We start from the raw sequence: 17,752 nt of genomic DNA, 5'->3' as shown, positions 1-17,752 counted from the left end.
GTCGGCGCGATGAACGCGTCCGCCCGCATGCTTAACCCCTCGTCCCGCCGCATTGTGATCCGGTACGCCGCACCCCCGAATCACCGCCAATTGACCAGACGCGAATCAGCTTGTCCAGCGCTGAATTGCGGCAGATCTGAATAATTCAATAATGTGGATCGTTAGCGCAGAGACCGATCCACAATATCCTTAAGGTCTTTAGATAATCCTTGAGACTCAATGAGTTGCTGAAGCGCTTTACGAGCGTTCTCGCGCCGCGCCGGCTCGAAACTGCGCCAGGCGCGGAAGGTCGTGGCGATGCGGGCGGCGATCTGCGGGTTGATCCGGTCGATCTCCACGAGCCGCTCGGCGACGAAGCGGTAGCCCGCCCCGTCCGCCCGGTGGAACGCCACCTGATTGGCCGCGGCAAAGGTTCCGATGAGAGCGCGCACCCGGTTGGGGTTGCGCAGCGTGAACTTCGGATGCCGGGTCAGGTGCAAGACGGTGTCGAGGCTCGCCGGATCGGGGATCGTCGCCTGCAGGGCGAACCACTTGTCGAGCACCAGCTCGTCGTTCTCGAACCGGGCGTAGAAGTCGGCGAGCGCGGCATCCGCCGGCGCGGTGCCGGGAAAGTGGTGCACGAGAAGCGCCAGGGCACTGAGGCGGTCGGTCATGTTGCGGGCGCTCGCATACTGCGCCTCGGCCGGAGCCGGATCGTCCTTCGCCGCGACGAGATAGCCGAGCGCCGCATTGGCGAGCGCGCGCCGGCCGGCGCTGGCCGCGTCGGGGGAGAAGTCCGCCGCCGGATCGGTCTCTTTGTGCAGGTCCTCGAACAGCCGCATTCCGCGCCGGCCGATCGCGACCCGCGCCGCCTCGACCACGGCGTGGACGGCATCGGGATCGACGTTCTCGGCAACCATGCGCGCGATTTCGGCCTCACCGGGAAGCGCCAGGACCTGCGCCCGGAAGGCCGGATCCAGTGAGACGTCGGCGACGGAGGCGAGGATGGCGTCGACGATGTCCGCCGCGAGCGGCGGCGTGGCGCTATCCGCGGGAGACCGGCTGGCGATCGTCAGCGACTGGCCGACGAGATCGTTCAGGATGCGCCAGCGGTTGAAGAGGTTGGGGTCGAGCCGCGCCAGTGCCAGCCGGTCGCTCTCGCTCTGCGCATGCTCCAGTTGCACCGGCGCGGAGAAGTCGCGCAGGACGGAGAGATAGGGCCGCTCGCCGAGACCCTCGAAGACGATCCGGGTGTTGGCCTCGCGCAGATGGATGACGTCGCCCTCGACCGCGGCGGAAGTGGTTGCGGCCTCCTTGTCCTGGCCGTTGGAGCCGACGAGGCCGAAGCGGACGGGAATGTGCATCGGCGCCGTGCCGGTGCCTGCGGCGCCGGGCTTCAGCGATTGCTGCAGCGTGACGGTGAGGCGGTCGTTGGCCGCGTCGTAGGTCTCGGAGACGGACAGGGTCGGTGTTCCCGCCTGGACGTACCAGAGCGCGAACTGCGTGAGGTCGGCGCCGGTCGCATCCTCGAAGCAGGCGACGAACTGCTCGATCGTCGCGGCCTCGCCGTCGTGGCGCTCGAAGTAGAGATCCATGCCCTTGCGAAATCCGTCGCGGCCGAGGATCGTCGCGATCATCCGCACCAGTTCGGCGCCCTTGTCGTAGACCGTCGCCGTGTAGAAGTTGTTGATCTCGCGGTATTCGTCGGGGCGGACGGGATGCTGCAGCGGCCCCTGGTCCTCGGGGAACTGATGCCCCTTCAGCCGGCGCACCGAGCCGATCCGCTGCACCGTCGCCTCGCGCTCGTCGGCAGAGAACTCCTGGTCGCGATAGACGGTCAGCCCTTCCTTCAGGCAGAGCTGGAACCAGTCGCGGCAGGTGATCCGATTGCCGGTCCAGTTATGGAAGTACTCGTGCGCGATCACCGTCTCGACCCCGGCATAGTCGGAATCGGTGGCGATGTCTGAATCCAAAAGGACGTATTTATGGTTGAAGACGTTGAGGCCCTTGTTCTCCATCGCCCCCATGTTGAAGTCGGCGATGGCGACGACGTTGAAGACGTCGAGGTCGTATTCGCGCCCGAAGCGCCGCTCGTCCCAGCGCATCGACCGCTTCAGCGCGTCCATCGCGTAAGCCGCCTGCGCCACGCGGCCCTTTTCGGTATAGATGCCGAGGGTGACCTTGCGACCGCTCATCGTCTGGAACGGCTCGTGCATCGCGTCGAGGTCGCCGGCGACTATGGCGAAGAGGTAGGACGGCTTGTTGAACGGGTCGTCCCAGACGGCGAAATGCCGTCCGTCGGCAAGCTCGCCCGCCTCGACCGGGTTGCCGTTCGACAGGAGCACCGGCGCCTTGGCCTTGTCCGCCTCGATCCGCACCTTGTAGGGCGCGAGCACGTCGGGCCGGTCGAGGAAATAGGTGATCCGACGGAAGCCCTCCGCCTCACACTGGGTGCACCAGATGCCGTTCGAGCGATAGAGCCCCATCAGCTGCGAGTTCTCCTCGGGCACGACCCGCGTCGAGACGCCGAGTCGGAAGCGGCCCTCGGGGGGAGGCGACAGCACCGTCAGGCGCTCGGGCGAGGCCTCGTAGGCTCCAGGCTCCAGCGGGGCGCCGTCGAGCGACAGGCCGGTCAGGACCAGTTCGTCGCCGTCGAGCGTCAGCGGCGCGCCCGCCGCCGTCTCCGTCCGCCGTTCCAGCGTCAGCGCCGCATCGATCTCGGCGGCTCCCTCGAAGAGCCGGATCGTCATCTCGACGCCGTGCAGGATGTAGTCGGTCGGTCGGTAGTCCGTCAGCTTGACGGTCTGGCCGTCGTCGGTGCGCAGCATGGGGTCCATCCTCTTTTCTCGGGCCGCAGGTAGCTTTCGCCGCGCCGATTGCCAATGTCTTCCTTGGAGTATGACACGCTTGCGGCTATTCCTCCGGACGAAGATCGTTGCCGCCATCAATCGCGCGGTCGATTCGCCGGAGACGGGCCTGTTCGAGCGCCTGTCTCGGGCGGCCCGCTGTGCCCCGAGGAGCTGTCTCCATGAATGTCATGACCCCGAAATTTGGCCTTGGCGCGTCGGTTCTGCGCAAGGAGGACGACGCCCTGATCCGCGGCGCCGGCCGCTACACCGACGATGTGACCCGCGAAGGGCTCCTGCATGGCGCGGTGGTGCGTTCGCCGCACGCCCATGCCCGCTTCACCATCACCGATCTCGAAGCGGCCCGCGCGGCGCCGGGCGTGGTCGCGGTGCTGACGCATCAAGATGTCGCAGAGCTCGGCGATCTGCCCTGCATGGCCTCGCCCAAGCAGGTCGACGACAAGCCGCTGAACAAGCGCAATGCGCCGGTTCTCGCCCGGGAGATCGTGCGCCATGTCGGCGACGCCGTCGCCTTCGTGGTCGCCGAGACGGCGGCTGAGGCGCGCGATGCGGCGGAACTGGTCGCGGTCGACTGGGAGCCGCTGCCGGCGGTGGCGGACATCGCCTCGGCGCGATCCGAGGGCGCGCCGCTCGTCTGGGACGACGTGCCGGGCAACATCGCCGGCCGCATGCATGTCGGCGACAAGGCCGCGGCCGACTCCGCCTTCGAGGGCGCGGCGCATGTCACGCGCATCGAGCTCGTGCAGAACCGCATCGTCTCGAACTACATGGAAGTGCGCTCGGCGGTCGGCGAATACGATGCCGAGACCGGCCACTTCACCCTGACCTCCGGCAGCCAGGGCGTCCACGGCATGCGCGGCATTCTCGCGAACGCCGTCTTCAAGGTCGATCCGGACAAGATTCGCGTCGTCACGCCGGATGTCGGCGGCGGGTTCGGCACCAAGGCCTTCGTCTACCGGGAATATGCGCTGGTTCTGGAGGCCGCGCGCAAGCTCGGCCGGCCGGTGAAGTGGACTTCCGACCGCACCGAGCACTTCGTCACCGACGCGCACGGCCGCGACAACCTCGTCACCGGCGAGATGGCGATGGACGCCGAGGGCCGGTTCCTGGCGCTCCGCATCGCGATCGACGCCAATCTCGGCGCCTATACCTCGCAGTTCGGCCCGATGATCCCGTTCTTCGGCATGTCGATGGCGACCGGCCTCTACGACATCCCGACGATCGACGTCGACTGCAAGCTCTACCTGTCGAACACCGTGCCGGTGGACGCCTATCGCGGCGCGGGCCGGCCCGAGGCCGCCTATCTGATCGAGCGGCTGGTCGACCAGTGTGCGGTCGACATGAACCTTGCGCGCGACGAGATCCGGCGCCGCAACTTCATCCGGCCGGATCAGCTGCCCTACCGCACCGCCTTCGGGCGGCTCTACGACACCGGTGACTTCGCCGGCCATCTTGCGGAAGGGCTGCGCCAGTCGCACTGGGAGAGCTTCCCGGCGCGGCGCGAGGAGGCGGCGGCCCGCGGCCGGCTGCGCGGCATCGGCCTGTCGACCTATGTCGAGGCCTGTGCCTTCCCCGGCTCCGAGCCCGCCTATGTCGAGCTGACGCCGGAGGGCCGCGTCACCCTGAAGATCGGCACGCAGTCGAACGGCCAGGGCCACGTCACCGCCTATGCGCAGTTCGTCGCCGAGGCGCTGAACCTCGACTACGACCGCATCGACGTCCTGCAGGGCGACACCGAGTACACGCCGACCGGCGGCGGCACCGGCGGCTCGCGCTCGATCCCGCTCGGCGCCGTCTCCGCCCGCCGCGCCAGCCAGGCGCTCGCCGAAAAGCTGAAGAAGCTCGCTGCCGAGGAGCTCGAGGCTTCCGCGGCCGACATCGAGCTCGCGGACGGTTCCGCCCGCATCGTCGGCACCGACCGGGCGATCGATTTCGCCGCGCTCGCGGCGGCCGCCAAGTCCGAGGAGGACCGCAAGGCGGTCGGCGAGTTCAAGCAGGAAGAGGCGACCTATCCGAACGGCACCCATGTCGCCGAGGTCGAGATCGATCCGGAGACGGGCGCGACCCAACTCGTCGCCTACACGATCGTCGACGACTTCGGCGTGACGGTGAACCCGATCCTGCTCGCCGGCCAGATCCACGGCGGCGTCGCGCAAGGGATCGGACAGGCGCTGGTCGAGAACGCGGTCTACGATGCGGAGGGCCAGCTCGTCACCGCGAGCTTCATGGACTACGCCATGCCGCGGGCCTGGGACTTCCCGATGTTCGACTTCAAGACCCGCAACGTGCCCTCGACCACCAACGCGCTCGGGATCAAGGGTGCCGGCGAGGCCGGCACGATCGGTGCGACGCCAGCAGTCATGAACGCCGTTGCGGATGCGTTGCGCTCGGCGGGCGTGAAGCACTTCGACATGCCGGCAACGCCGCTGCGCGTCTGGGAGGCGCTGCAGGCGGCCGACGCGGCCTGAGCCGCAACGGCTCCCTGAAGCCGATCCGGGCCGGAGCCTTCAGGGCGGCCCGGATCGTTCGTCCGGCTGAGCGGTCCAGTTTCCCGCGACCTTCGCGGTGTAGGCGCGAGGGATGGGTGAAGCGTCCGGCGGCGAGGCACGGAACCAGCGACGGACGGCACGGCCGCCGCAGCGGCGGCGGGGGAAGGGCAGGACATGGACGCAGGGCCGAGCGCGGGCGCTGGCGCGAATCCGATGCTCGGGATCGGGCTCAAATGCATCTCGGTCGTGATCTTCGTGGCCATGCAGACCGCGATCAAGGCGGCCGGCGACGGGATCCCCGCCGGCGAGATCGTCTTCTTCCGCTCCTTCTTCGCGCTGATCCCGGTGCTGATCTATCTCGCCTGGCTCGGCGAGCTGAAGACGTCCTTCCGGACCGAGGACCCGATCGGCCACCTGATCCGCGCCCTCGTCGGCGTCACCTCGATGATGCTCGGCTTCTTCTCGCTAACGAAGCTCCCATACCCCGAGTGGATCACGATCTCCTACGGGGCGCCGCTCCTGACCGTCGTGTTCGCGGTCATCCTCTTGAAGGAGGTCGTGCGCGCCTATCGCTGGACCGCGGCGCTGATCGGTCTCGCCGGCGTGGTGGTCGTCTCCTATCCGAACCTGACGCTGTTCGACGAAGGCATGGAGAGCGCGGCAGCGCTCGGCGTCACCGCGGTGCTCGTCTCGGCGGTCTTCTCGGCGGTCGCGATGATCCAGGTCCGCCGGCTCGTCAACAAGGAGAAGACGGCGACGATCGTCGTCTACTTCTCGCTCACCTGCTCGCTGATCGCGCTTTTGTCGCTGGCCTTCGGCTGGGTGCTGCCGAGCCCGTCGCAGGCGGCGCTGCTGATCGCGGCGGGCCTGTGCGGCGGCGTCGGACAGCTGCTCCTGACGGCCTGCTACCGCTACGCCGACACCTCGACGATCGCGCCCTTCGAATACACCTCGCTGATCCTGGCGATCGCGATCGGCTTCTTCCTGTTCGGCGAGACCGTGACGGTGACGACGCTCGTCGGCGCTGCGATCGTCGTCTCCGCCGGCATCTTCATCATCTATCGCGAGCACCAGCTCGGCATCGAGCGCAGGAAGGCGCGCCGGGTCACGACGCCGAGCGGCTGACGGTGTCGCCCGCCCGGACCGTCATCGAGGGCGCGTGAGCGGCTATTTGACCGCGGTGAGTTCCGCTTCGCGCCGCTGCGCCGCACGCCGTTCGGCCTCCGCCTCGACGGCGTCTTCCGAATCGTCCGCTGCGGCGAGGTCGGCGCGCGGATCGAGCGCGAAGCTCGCCGGCGTCTGGACCCGGGCGATCGGCACCTGCTGGAAGTCCGGTCGCTGGTCGGCGGGGATCGCGACGCGGCGGAAGGTCCGGTAGAAGGCGTAGACGGCATAGAGCGCGGCAGCGGTTCCGATCGACTGGAAGATGCCGGCCGGTCCCAGCGTCTCCATCAGCCATGCGGCGTAGAGCGGGCCGATCATAGTGCCGACGCCGTAGAGGATCAGAAGCCCGCTCGACACCTTCACGAAATCGGCGTCGGCCGCGTAGTCGTTGGCGTGGGCGACGGCCAGCGAATAGGCGGGATAGATGATGCCGCCGACGACGAAGGCGACGGAGAACAGCGCCGCCGTCCCGGCGTGATCGAGATAGACGCCGGCAACCGCCGCCCCGACGCCGATGATCCCGGCCGCCGTCATGACATAGCGCCGGTCGGTGCGGTCGGAGATGCGCCCGAGCGGGATCTGGAAGACGATGCCGCCGGCCATCGCCACCACGACCAGCGTCGCGATCTGCGTCGTCGACAGGCCGATCTGCTGGCCGAACACCGGCGCCATGTTGTTCCAGGCGCCCGACAGGATGCCGGCGAGGAGAACGCCGACCGCCGCGACGGGCGAATTGCGGAACAGCATGAAGACGTCGAGCTTCACCGTCGTCAGCGGCTTCGGCGACTGCGCCCGCGACAGGGCCGTCGGGATGACGGCGAGCGCGAACAGGATCGCGCAGAGCATGAAGGGCACGGGAAGTTCCGGCTTCGACAGCGGCATGACGTACTGCCCGCCCATCATCGCAGCCATGGTGACGATCATGTAGACCGAGAAGATCGTTCCCCGGCTCTCGTTGGTCACGCGCTCGTTCAGCCAGCTCTCGACGACCATGTAGGTGCCGGAGAGGGCGAAGCCGGCGAGCGCGCGGAAGACGATCCAGGCGATCGGGTCGACCAGGAGCGCGCAGAGCAGGATCGCGATGGCGAGGAGCGCCGCGAGGCTCGAGAAGGTTCGGACATGGCCGGCGCTGCGCACGATCCAGGGGATCACCACGCAGCCGACCGTGAAGGCGATGGCGTAGCTGGTGCCGAAGGCGCCGATCTCGTAGCTCGTCCAGCCCTCGATCGAGCCGCGCACCGGCAACAGGATGCCCATCAGCCCGGCGCCCGCCATCAGGAAGAAGGTCGAGGTGAGAAGGGCGGCGATCGGCAAAAGGCGCATGGCAGGCTCGGTCGGTTCGGCGGCGGGACAGTCGGTCCGCGGGACCTATGGCTTCTAACGTGGTCTGACGAGGCGGGAATGACGACAAAAGATGACGCTTTGCGGACAATCCGCCGGCGAATCGGGCCCGCTAGTCCGAGAGCCGCGCCTTGAGGCCGAGAAGGTCGCGCCAGGCGAGCTTCTTCTGGGCCGGCTGGCGCAGGAGATAGGCCGGGTGGAGCATCGCCGTCGCCGCGATGGTCTGACCGGCCTCCAGGCCGAAGGCGTATTCCGTCCAGCGGCCGCGGATCCGCATGATGCCCTCGGACGAGCCGAGGATCGCCTTGGCCGACGGCGAACCGAGGCAGACCAGGATCTTCGGCCGCACCAGTTCGATCTGACGCTGGACGAAGGGCAGGCAGATCTGCGTCTCGGCCGGCGTCGGAGGCCGGTTGCCGGGCGGGCGCCAGGGCACGGTGTTGGTCACCCGGACCGCCTCGCGCTCCAGCCCGATCGCCTCCAGCATGCGGTTGAGAAGCTGGCCGGAGCGTCCGACGAAGGGGACGCCGGCGATGTCCTCGTCGCGACCCGGAGCCTCGCCGACGAACATCAGTTCGGCGCTCTGCGGCCCGTCGCCGAAGACCGTGGTCTTGGCGGTGATGCGCAGGTTGCAGCCATCGAAGTCTTCCAGCGCGGCCCTAAGTTCGTCCAGTGTGGCGGCAGAGCGCGCCCGTTCGCGTGCGTCGGCGACCGCGATGTCGTCCGGCACGGCGACGCGTACGGAGGGGAAGCTGCTGGCGCCCTCCGCGCTCGGAGCGGGCGGCGGAGGAGGAGGGGGCTCCGGCCGGGCCGGTCCCTCGCTCCGCTGCGCCGGCTGCGCGCGTGCGGCTCCGCCCGAAGCGGCCGCCCGCCTCGCGGCACCTTCGGCCGCGGTCTCGGCGAAGCGGTCGCGCGCGGGCTCGCCGAGAAGCACGTCGATGCCGGCTTCGCGGTACCATTCGAGAAGCGCGACCGCCGCGTCGCGCGAGCTGATGGGGGTCTCGGCGTTCATGCCGGTTTTCTAGCGCATGCCGCGCGCCAGGGCGACGCCTGAATGTCGCCCATCGCCTCCATCGGCACGCGCGCCGGCCGCAGCCATGGAACGGCCGACGCTCCCGTTCGCGGCCGATCCCGAGGCGCAGCCGTCGGCCGATCCTTCAGGCGCTCAGGCGCTTGCGCTCCCGACGCGGCCGCGTCCGGCTGATCGTCTCGATCAGACGCGTCTTCACGCCCTCGGCGATCTCGTTGGCCACCTGGCAGGTGCCTGCCGCATGGTGGCCGCCGCCGCCATAGCCGAGGCAGATCTCGCCGACGTCGACGGTCGAGCTCTTGTCGAGGATCGACTTGCCGATCGCAAAGACGGTGTTCTGCTGCTTCAGACCCCACATCACGTGCATGGAGATGTTGCACTCGGGATAGAGGGCATAGATCATGAAGCGGTTGCCGGGATAGATGATCTCCTCGTCCCTCAGGTCGAGGACGACGAGCGGGCCGTGGACGCGCCCGCAGCGCTGCAGCTGGTCCTTGAACGCCTCGGCATGCTCGAAATACAGCTCGACGCGCTCCTTCACGTCCGGCAGGTCGAGGATCTGCTCGACCGTGTGGTCGCGGCAATAGTCGATGAGCTGCATCATCAGCTCGTAGTTCGAGATGCGAAAATTGCGGAAGCGGCCGAGGCCGGTGCGCGAATCCATCAGGAAGTTGAGCAGTGTCCAGCCGGTGGGGTCGAGGATCTCGGCGCGCGAGAACCGCGCCGCGTCGCCCTTGTCGACCGCGTCCATCAGGTCCTTGCGGATGCGCGGAAACTTCGACGGGCCGCCGTAAAATTCGTAGACCACCCGCGCCGCCGAGGCGGCATTCGGGTCGATGACATAGTTGTCCGGCTGCTCCCCGGTGCGGGTGAGTTCGCTCGAGTGATGGTCGAAGACGAGATGGCCGCCCGGCACATACGGCAGGTTGGTGGTGATGTCGCGCTCGGTGATGGCGATCTTGCCGTCCTGCATGTCCTTCGGATGCACGAAGGTGATCTCGTCGATGAGGTCCAGCTCCTTCAGGAGCATGCCGCAGACGAGGCCGTCGAAGTCGCTGCGGGTGACGAGGCGGAAGCGCTTGGCGGACATGGATCATTCCCCGGAATTCGTTGTCGGGACGATCCTATCGCCGCTTCGCTAATCGGAGGTTACGACTTGCCTTCGATGTGGCGACTGCACTGTTCGGCGAGCGTTCCGGGCGAGGTCAGTGACCGACATTGTGGGAAAGGAGGTTGATCACCAGGACGCCGGCGAGAATCAGCCCGATCCCCGCGAGCCCGGCAGGGTCGATCGGCTGGCGGAACCAGAACAGGTCGACCAGTGCCAGGATGACGATGCCGGTACCGGACCAGATGGCATAGACGATCCCGACGGGGAGCGTTCTCAACGGCAGGGCGAGAAAGTAGAAGGCGAAGATGTAGGCGATGACGGTGACGATCGCCGGGCCGAGCCGCGTGAAGCCCGCCGTCGACTTCAGCGCCGTGGTGCCGAGAATTTCGCAGAGAATGGCGATGCCGAGATAGAGGGCGTTCAAGACGGGCTCCGGATGGGAAATGCTGCGCGACCCTTAGCACCGGACGACGCGCGGCGGTCAAGGCGAATGGGGACGCGCATCCATGCGGCGCCGGTGCCGTTTGACCTTGCGGCCTGTCCGGCTAGAACTCGGCAGACCGTCCCGCCATGCGGCGGGCTTCGACCGGATCGAGACGGCGCCCGTTGTGCCGCATGAGGAGCTGAGATGAGCGACGCCGAAAGCCTGCCGGAACGCGAAGCGATGGAGTTCGACGTCGTCATCGTCGGTGCGGGTCCCGCCGGGCTGTCGGCCGCGATCCGCCTGAAGCAGATCGACCCGGACCTGTCCGTCGTCGTCCTGGAGAAGGGCGCCGAGGTCGGGGCGCACATCCTCTCCGGTAACGTCCTCGATCCCTCGGCGCTCGACCGGCTGCTGCCGGAATGGCGCGACGAGGAGACCCCGCTCAAGACGGCGGTGACCGACGACCGCTTCTACCTCTACGGTTCGCACGGCTCGATGCGCCTGCCGAACGTCCTGATGCCGCGGCTGATGAGCAATCACGGCAACTTCGTCGTCTCGCTCGGCCTGGTCTGCAAATGGATGGCCGAGAAGGCCGAGGCGCTCGGCGTCGAGATCTACCCGGGATTCGCCGCATCGGAGGTCCTCTACGACGAGGCGAACCGGGTGATCGGCGTCGCCACCGGCGACATGGGCCTGACCAGGGAGGGCGAGCCCGGCCCGAACTTCCAGCGCGGCATGGCGCTGCTCGGCAAGTATGTGATGATCGGGGAGGGCGTGCGCGGCTCGCTCGCGAAGGAACTGATCCGCGCCTACGGCCTCGATCAGGGCCGGGAGCCGCCGAAGTTCGGCCTCGGCATCAAGGAACTCTGGGAGATTTCGCCGGAGAAGTCGCAGCCCGGCCGGGTCGAGCATTCCTTCGGCTGGCCGCTCGCCGACGACACCGGCGGCGGCTCCTTCCTCTACCATCTCGGCGACAACCAGGTTTACGTCGGCTTTGTCGTCCACCTGAACTACAAGAATCCCTATCTCTCGCCCTTCGAGGAGTTCCAGCGCTTCAAGACGCATCCGGACGTCGCGCAGCTGCTCGAAGGCGGCAAGCGCATCGCCTACGGCGCGCGGGCGATCACCGAGGGCGGCTGGCAGTCGGTGCCGAAGCTGACCTTCCCGGGCGGCGCGCTGATCGGCTGCTCCGCCGGCTTCGTCAACGTGCCGCGCATCAAGGGCGTCCATAACGCCATGGCCTCGGGCATGCTGGCGGCCGAAAAGGCGGCCGAGGCGATCAAGGCGGGCCGGGCGCAGGACGAACTGACCGCCTACGAGCGGGAGTGGCGCTCCTCCTCGATCGGCGAAGACCTGAAGCCGGTCCGCAACGTCAAGCCGCTCTGGTCCAGATACGGGACGCGCCTCGGCATCATGCTCGGCGGCCTCGACATGTGGACGAACGCGCTGTTCGGCTTCTCCTTCTTCGGCACGCAGCGTCACGGCAAGCCGGACCATGCCTGCCTGGAGCCGGCGGAGAAGCACCAGCGGATCGACTATCCCAAGCCCGACGGCGTCCTGACCTTCGACAAGGTGAGCTCGGTGTATCTGTCGAATACCAATCACGAGGAAGACCAGCCGGTGCATCTCCAGGTGAAGGATCCGGCCCTGCAGCATTCCTCGGAATGGACCGTCTATGCCGGCCCGTCGCAACGCTACTGCCCGGCCGGCGTCTACGAATGGGTGGTGGACGGCGGCACCGAGAAGTTCGTGATCAACGGCCAGAACTGCGTCCACTGCAAGACCTGCGATATCAAGGATCCCAACCAGAACATCACCTGGACCCCGCCGCAGGGCGGCGAGGGGCCGGTCTATCAGGTGATGTGAGAGAACGGGTGACGGGAGCGGCATCGGCCGCTCCTCGCCCTCTGATCGGCCGGTTATGGTCAAACCGCGAATTGACCATAACCGCTGCCGGTCCTCGGAAAGCGGGCCTGCTGCCGTCTCGTCCTACTGCCGCCAGACCACCCGCGCGGTCGGCTGCACCGTCGGCTCCGGTGCCGGCAGCGCGAAGGTCACGAGCAGCGGCAGGTGGTCCGACGACGTCGCCGGCTGGCGCTCGACGTCGAGCACGTCCACGTCGTGCGAGACCAGCACGTTGTCGATCGGCAGTCCGGCATAGGGCGCGAGAAACGCGGTCAGCGGCTGGACCAGCCAGGTCGGGCCGATATGCGGCACGATCTGCGTATGCGTGAGCGCGGCGACACGGTGAAGCTCCGCGCTCCAGGGCGTGCCGTTGAAGTCGCCAGCGACGATGGTCGGGCCCGCAAATGTCCGGAGGCTGTCCTGCAACTGCGCCAGATGCGTCCACTGGCCGCCCGGCCAGGGCCAGCGCATGTGGACGGCGGCGACGGTCACCGCTTCGCCGCCGAATTCGACCTTGCGGGCCGCGAAGCGGCCGAAGCGGCCGCAACGGCCGGGCTCGTCCGCGACGAACGGTCGGCGCGACAGGATCGTCGCGTCGAAGTTGCCGTGCGGGTCCTTGCAGGCGAAACGGTAGGGGTAGCGGGCGGCGATCTGGTCGAGCAGGCGCGGCCACTGGCCGGTCGCCTCTTCAAGCGTGACGACGTCGGGCGACAGCGCGCCGATCAGCCGGATCGCCGCCTCAGGCTCCGGCGCGTTCCACATCAGGTTCATCTGGAGCAGCGTGAAACGCGGCGCACCCAGCGGCGCCGGCCGGGCAGTGTGCGACGGCAGATAGAACGGCGCGACGCTCAAGGCCGCGAAGGTCGCGAGGGCGATGGCGACGAGGCCGGGCAGAGCAAGGCGGGCAAAGACGAGGACGAGACCGCAGAGCGCCAGGAGCACGGCGGCATGGGCACGGAACTGGCCGAGCGTGTCGAAGAACGGCACCGTATCGCCGAAGAAGCCGGCCGCAACGACGATGCAGCCGACGAGTGTGGCGGCGAGCGTTGCCATTCGCGCCACGCGGCAGCGGTCCGAGACGGGTCGTGCAGCCACCATCCGCCTATTGGAACGCGGTTTCGAAGAAGGAGCGCAGCTTGCGCGAATGCACCCGCTCGGACGGCAGCTCGCTCATCAGTTCCAGTGCCCGCATGCCGATCCGCAGGTGCTGCGCGACCTGCCGGTTGTAGAACTCCGTCGCCATGCCCGGCAGCTTCAGCTCGCCGTGCAGCGGCTTGTCCGAGACGCAGAGGAGCGTGCCGTAGGGGACGCGGAAGCGGAAGCCGTTGGCGGCGATCGTCGCCGATTCCATGTCGAGCGCGATCGCCCGCGACTGCGACAGCCGCTCGACCGGCTCGCGCTGGTCGCGCAGCTCCCAGTTCCGGTTGTCGATCGTCGCGACCGTGCCGGTGCGCATGATCTTCTTGAGCTCGTAGCCTTCGAGCCCCGTCACCTCCTCGACCGCCCGTTCCAGCGCCACCTGCACCTCGGCGAGTGCCGGGATCGGGACCCACAGCGGAAGATCGGCGTCGAGGACATGGTCCTCGCGCACATAGGCGTGGGCGAGGACGTAGTCGCCGAGTTCCTGGCTGTTCCGGAGGCCCGCGCAGTGGCCGAGCATCAGCCAGGCATGCGGGCGCAGGACGGCGATGTGGTCGGTGATCGTCTTGGCGTTGGACGGGCCGACGCCGATGTTCACCATGGTGATGCCGTGGCCGTCGTCGCGCTTCAGGTGATAGGCCGGCATCTGCGGCAGGCGGGGCGGGGCGACGCCCGCCTCGGCTTCTCCGGCACCGGCGGGTGTGACGAGATTGCCGGGCTCGACGAAGGCCGAATAACCCTTGCCGCCGTCCCGCATCATCTGCCGCGCCAGCATGCAGAACTCGTCGACGTAGAACTGGTAGTTGGTGAACAGGACGAAGTTCTGGAAATGGTCCGGCCGGGTCGCGGTGTAGTGCGACAGGCGGTGCAGCGAATAGTCGACGCGCTGCGCCGTGAACGGGGCGAGCGGCATCGCCTCACCCGGGCGCGGCTCGAAATTGCCGTTGACGATCCGGTCGTCGGTCGCTTCGAGGTCCGGCACGTCGAAGATGTCGCGCAAGGGCCGGCCGAATTTCGCCGCCAGCGAGCCGTCGACATGGGCGCCGTCCGGAAAGGCGAAGTGCAGCGGGATCGGCGTCGCCGAGTCGCCGATCGTGACCGCCTGGCTGTGGTTGCGGATGAGGAGGCCGATCTGCTCGACCAGATAGCGTTCGAAAAGCTCGGGCCGGGTGATCGTCGCGGCATAGTGGCCGGGACGGGGGACGTGGCCGAAGGCGAGACGGGAATCGACGCGAGAGTGGGTGCGCGTGGTCAGCGAGACTTCAGGATAGAAGGCGCGATAGCGCGCCGGTGCACGGCCGCCCGACAGCACCTGGTCGAAGCGCTGCGAGAGGAACGAGACCGAGCGCCGGTACAGCCGCACCAACTCGGCGACCGCCGCTTCGGGATCGGCAAACGCCTGCGGCCTTGCCGGCGGCGGCGTCTCAACAGGAGCGTCGTCTGGCGTCGGATCGAGATTGATCATGGCTCTGTTTAGCCGCGGGCCATGGCAGCGGGAAGACGAGCCGCGTTAAAAATTCAGCGTCGGGCCGCGCTTGCCGCGTTCGATCTGGCAGACAAGGCCGGCGGTATAGTCGCAATTGCCGCCGCCGGCGGAGGCGACGGTGCTGCCGGATTCCATCGGCGCCTTCTGCGCCAGATAGCTCATGCCGACGCCGAACAGGGCGATCAGCGTGGTGACGATGGTCAGGCGTGTCATCATGACGGTAACCCCCGGTGTTTGACCTGTCATTGCACGTGGCGACTGAAGCGAAGCTGATCATCGGCGTCAGCTCCAATTCACGATGATGAACGCTGCGTCGGCCCAAGCCCCCGCTATACGGCCGCGCATCAAGCACTACGTCGCGGAATCATGGCGGTTTGGTGTTTTCCGCCGTCCACGAATCGCCACTATCATCAGGAGACCCCAATGGCCACGCAAAATCGCCCGATCGAACTTCATTATTGGCCGACGCCGAACGGCTGGAAGATCTCGATCATGCTGGAGGAACTCGGGGTTCCCTACAAGATGCACTACGTCAACATCGGCAAGGGTGAGCAGTTCAGGCCGGAGTTCCTGAAGATCGCGCCGAACAACCGGATGCCGGCGATCGTCGATCCGGAGGGGCCGGGCGGCGAGCCGATCTCGGTGTTCGAGTCCGGCGCCATCCTGCAATATCTCGGCCGCAAGTTCGGCAAGTTCTATCCCAGCGACGAGCGGGCCCGCGTCGCGGTGGAGGAGTGGCTGTTCTGGCAGGTCGGCGGTCTCGGCCCCATGGCCGGCCAGGCGCACCACTTCCGCAACTACGCGCCGGAGAAGATCGCCTATGGCATCGACCGCTACACCAACGAGGTGCACCGGCTCTACGGCGTGATGAACAAGCGGCTGGAAAACAACCGCTACCTCGGCGGCGCGGAGTATTCGATCGCCGACATGGCCTGCGTCGGCTGGGTGAAACCCTACAAGAACCAGGGGCAGGACATCGAGGAGTTCCCGCATCTGAAGCGCTGGTTCGAGGAACTGCTGGCGCGTCCGGCGGTGGAGAAGGGCCTCGCCGTCGGGCAGGAAGAGCGCGAGAAGATGAACCTTGCGACCGACAAGGACGCCCAGAGCGTCCTCTTCGGCCAGCGCGCGCGCTGACCAACAGACACGCATGGCCGCGGCAGAGCACGCGGCCATGCGCTCGGCCGGGTGCCGGGTCTCTGCGGCACCGATTTTCGGCGCTGCCGGCGGTGCTGGCGGTTAGAGACCGACGTCTTCGCCGGCGCAGTCTTGCGGCTACTGGCGGACCCAGGTCTGCGAGCGGCAGAAGATCCGCAGGGCGCAGCCGGTCAGCTTCAGCGAGTTGCCCTTGACTGCGACGGTGCCGGAATAGGTCCTGTCGTTGTTCGGGTCGGTGATCTCGCCGGAATAGGCGTTGCCCGTCCCGGTCATCCGGCCGATCCGCTTGCCCTTGTAGGGTCCGGTGCGCACCGTCGTGCAGAACGCCTTGCCGCAGGGGGCGATCTCGACGATGCCGCCGTTCTCGACGCGCCAGTGTCCGACGATCGGCTCGGCGGCCTGCGCGGCGCCGGCGATGCCGATCAGCATCGCCCCCGCAATCATGAACTTTCCGATTCTCATCGGTCTTCCTCCCCCAGTTGCTGATCGGATGCCCCACCGCCAGACGTCGCAGCCGCTGCTCTCGCAGCGCCGGCCTCCTCCCGACATTCGGCGATCTCAGCGGCAAGCCGGCGTTGCTGCCGCGTCTTCGGCGCGGCAGACGGCGGGATCCTACATCCTCACCCAGGTCTGCGTCTTGCAGAAAACCCTAAGGGCGCAACCGGTCAGTTTTAGCTGGCTCGGGCCTACCGAGGCCGTGCCGCTGTAGGTCCTGTTGTCGCGCGGATCGGTGACCGTACCGGCATATTCGCCGCCCGAGCCGGTCATCTGGCCGACGGCCTTGCCCTTGTTCTCGCCGGTGATCACCGTCGCGCAATAGGCGCCGCCGCAGGGCGCCACGCGCACCACGCCGCCGCCCGGCGCGCGCCATTTGCCGACGATCGGCTCGGCTGAGAAAGCTGGAGTGGACATTGCGCCGGCGGCGCCCAGGGCGGCCAGCGCGACAAGCGTCTTCTTCATCGTCTTCATGATCTTGTCCGTCGTCTCGATGTGTTCGCTTAGCTTGCGCAGTTGTTCTGAGAAAGGTCTTCCTGCGGAAGCGTTCCGCAAATGTGATCGCCCGACGGCCGCGTCACATCAGAACTTCGTGCGGGGACTGTCCGGCCGGGGCCGTTCGAGGCGCCGCGTCCGGCAGATCAGGCCGCCGAGCACGCAACGCGACAGAAGCAGGCTTCCCTCCGCCATCCAGCCCCTGCCGGCGTAGCGGCGATCGCCGTTCGCCGGGTCGAAGACAATGCCGGCATAGTCGCCGCGCGCCGTGCGCTTCACCCGCGCCAGCATCTTTCCCCGCTGCGGACCGCTGGCATAGGTCAGGCAGAGCGCGTCGCCGCAGGGCGCGGCCCGCGCCGTCTCGCCGGCCGGCAGCGTCCAGTCGCCCTCGATCGGATCGGCACAGGCCAGACCGGCATGCAGCGCCAGGCCGGCGGCGACGGCGCAGCCGAGCGCCAGGCTCCTCATCCTCATTCGTCCTCCCCGGAACCTCGAACGGCGGCTTTGCGGTTCCATTCTTCTTGTGAGCGCATCTAAGCGGGCCCGAACCGGCCGCGCAATCGACCTCAGGATGCGGGCCGACCGCCGATGAGGGCGCTGACGAACCTTCCGCTGCGGTTATCGTGAAGTAAAGACCGGCCGACCCTTCGGTCGGCTGTCCGCCAGAATCG

At 67.7% G+C, this 17,752-nt stretch carries 15 protein-coding genes; 4 read left to right on the top strand and 11 right to left on the bottom strand.

The window, feature by feature from the left end:
- Positions 1–161 precede the first annotated feature (161 nt).
- Complete coding sequence (pepN, locus tag AB5S17_RS04455) at positions 162–2,807, bottom strand: aminopeptidase N (protein WP_369236581.1); 2,646 nt, start codon at positions 2,805–2,807, stop codon at positions 162–164.
- Between the two features lie 200 nt (positions 2,808–3,007).
- Here pepN and AB5S17_RS04450 point away from each other — a divergent pair, with 200 nt between their 5' ends.
- Both AB5S17_RS04450 and AB5S17_RS04445 read left to right on the top strand, forming a co-directional pair.
- Positions 3,008–5,314: a xanthine dehydrogenase family protein molybdopterin-binding subunit gene (locus AB5S17_RS04450; protein ID WP_369236579.1), complete on the top strand. Its 2,307-nt coding sequence runs from the start codon at positions 3,008–3,010 to the stop codon at positions 5,312–5,314.
- 195 nt (positions 5,315–5,509) lie between these two features.
- Positions 5,510–6,460, top strand: a complete 951-nt coding sequence (locus AB5S17_RS04445; protein WP_369236577.1) for a DMT family transporter — start codon at positions 5,510–5,512, stop codon at positions 6,458–6,460.
- Between the two features lie 42 nt (positions 6,461–6,502).
- On the opposite strand, the gene AB5S17_RS04440 is transcribed toward AB5S17_RS04445, so the two are convergent.
- From AB5S17_RS04440 to AB5S17_RS04425, 4 genes are all read right to left on the bottom strand, one after another.
- A complete protein-coding gene (locus tag AB5S17_RS04440; protein ID WP_369236575.1) occupies positions 6,503–7,822 on the bottom strand; it encodes an MFS transporter in 1,320 nt (439 codons plus the stop codon).
- 130 nt (positions 7,823–7,952) lie between these two features.
- Entirely contained in the window at positions 7,953–8,852 is a 900-nt protein-coding gene (locus AB5S17_RS04435; RefSeq protein ID WP_369236573.1) for a uracil-DNA glycosylase family protein, read from the bottom strand.
- 145 nt (positions 8,853–8,997) lie between these two features.
- A complete protein-coding gene (locus tag AB5S17_RS04430; RefSeq protein WP_369236571.1) occupies positions 8,998–9,960 on the bottom strand; it encodes an exopolyphosphatase in 963 nt (320 codons plus the stop codon).
- A gap of 115 nt (positions 9,961–10,075) precedes the next feature.
- A complete protein-coding gene (locus AB5S17_RS04425; protein WP_369236569.1) occupies positions 10,076–10,405 on the bottom strand; it encodes a multidrug efflux SMR transporter in 330 nt (109 codons plus the stop codon).
- Positions 10,406–10,609: 204 nt separating this feature from the next.
- Here AB5S17_RS04425 and AB5S17_RS04420 point away from each other — a divergent pair, with 204 nt between their 5' ends.
- Complete coding sequence (locus tag AB5S17_RS04420; RefSeq protein ID WP_369236567.1) at positions 10,610–12,271, top strand: 4Fe-4S dicluster domain-containing protein; 1,662 nt, start codon at positions 10,610–10,612, stop codon at positions 12,269–12,271.
- A gap of 123 nt (positions 12,272–12,394) precedes the next feature.
- Here the strand turns inward: AB5S17_RS04420 and AB5S17_RS04415 are convergent, their stop codons facing one another.
- From AB5S17_RS04415 to AB5S17_RS04405, 3 genes are read right to left on the bottom strand one after another with little or no spacing between them, the layout of a single operon-like run.
- The gene (locus tag AB5S17_RS04415) at positions 12,395–13,363 is read right to left on the bottom strand and encodes an endonuclease/exonuclease/phosphatase family protein (RefSeq protein ID WP_369236565.1); all 969 of its coding nucleotides are present in this window, start codon (positions 13,361–13,363) and stop codon (positions 12,395–12,397) included.
- 49 nt (positions 13,364–13,412) lie between these two features.
- Positions 13,413–14,915: an AMP nucleosidase gene (locus AB5S17_RS04410; protein ID WP_369236563.1), complete on the bottom strand. Its 1,503-nt coding sequence runs from the start codon at positions 14,913–14,915 to the stop codon at positions 13,413–13,415.
- 45 nt (positions 14,916–14,960) lie between these two features.
- A complete protein-coding gene (locus AB5S17_RS04405) occupies positions 14,961–15,152 on the bottom strand; it encodes a hypothetical protein (RefSeq protein WP_369236561.1) in 192 nt (63 codons plus the stop codon).
- A gap of 207 nt (positions 15,153–15,359) precedes the next feature.
- Here AB5S17_RS04405 and AB5S17_RS04400 point away from each other — a divergent pair, with 207 nt between their 5' ends.
- A complete protein-coding gene (locus AB5S17_RS04400; protein WP_369236559.1) occupies positions 15,360–16,070 on the top strand; it encodes a glutathione S-transferase N-terminal domain-containing protein in 711 nt (236 codons plus the stop codon).
- A gap of 138 nt (positions 16,071–16,208) precedes the next feature.
- Here AB5S17_RS04400 and AB5S17_RS04395 read toward each other — a convergent pair whose 3' ends face one another.
- The 3 genes from AB5S17_RS04395 to AB5S17_RS04385 all read right to left on the bottom strand — a co-directional run bounded on the left by AB5S17_RS04395 (position 16,209) and on the right by AB5S17_RS04385 (position 17,555).
- Positions 16,209–16,535, bottom strand: coding sequence for a DUF2147 domain-containing protein (locus tag AB5S17_RS04395; protein ID WP_369237381.1), 327 nt, complete (start codon positions 16,533–16,535; stop codon positions 16,209–16,211).
- 168 nt (positions 16,536–16,703) lie between these two features.
- Entirely contained in the window at positions 16,704–17,051 is a 348-nt protein-coding gene (locus tag AB5S17_RS04390; RefSeq protein WP_369237379.1) for a DUF2147 domain-containing protein, read from the bottom strand.
- A gap of 117 nt (positions 17,052–17,168) precedes the next feature.
- On the bottom strand, positions 17,169–17,555 hold the full coding sequence (locus AB5S17_RS04385) for a DUF2147 domain-containing protein (protein WP_369236557.1): 387 nt from the start codon (positions 17,553–17,555) through the stop codon (positions 17,169–17,171).
- Positions 17,556–17,752 lie beyond the last annotated feature (197 nt).

The sequence above is a fragment of the Jiella sp. M17.18 genome (assembly GCF_041027365.1).
In the GTDB taxonomy this organism is placed as follows: domain Bacteria; phylum Pseudomonadota; class Alphaproteobacteria; order Rhizobiales; family Rhizobiaceae; genus VKMB-3413.
Note: the sequence above shows the minus strand (reverse complement) of the source record. Positions and strands in the feature narration are given on the sequence as shown.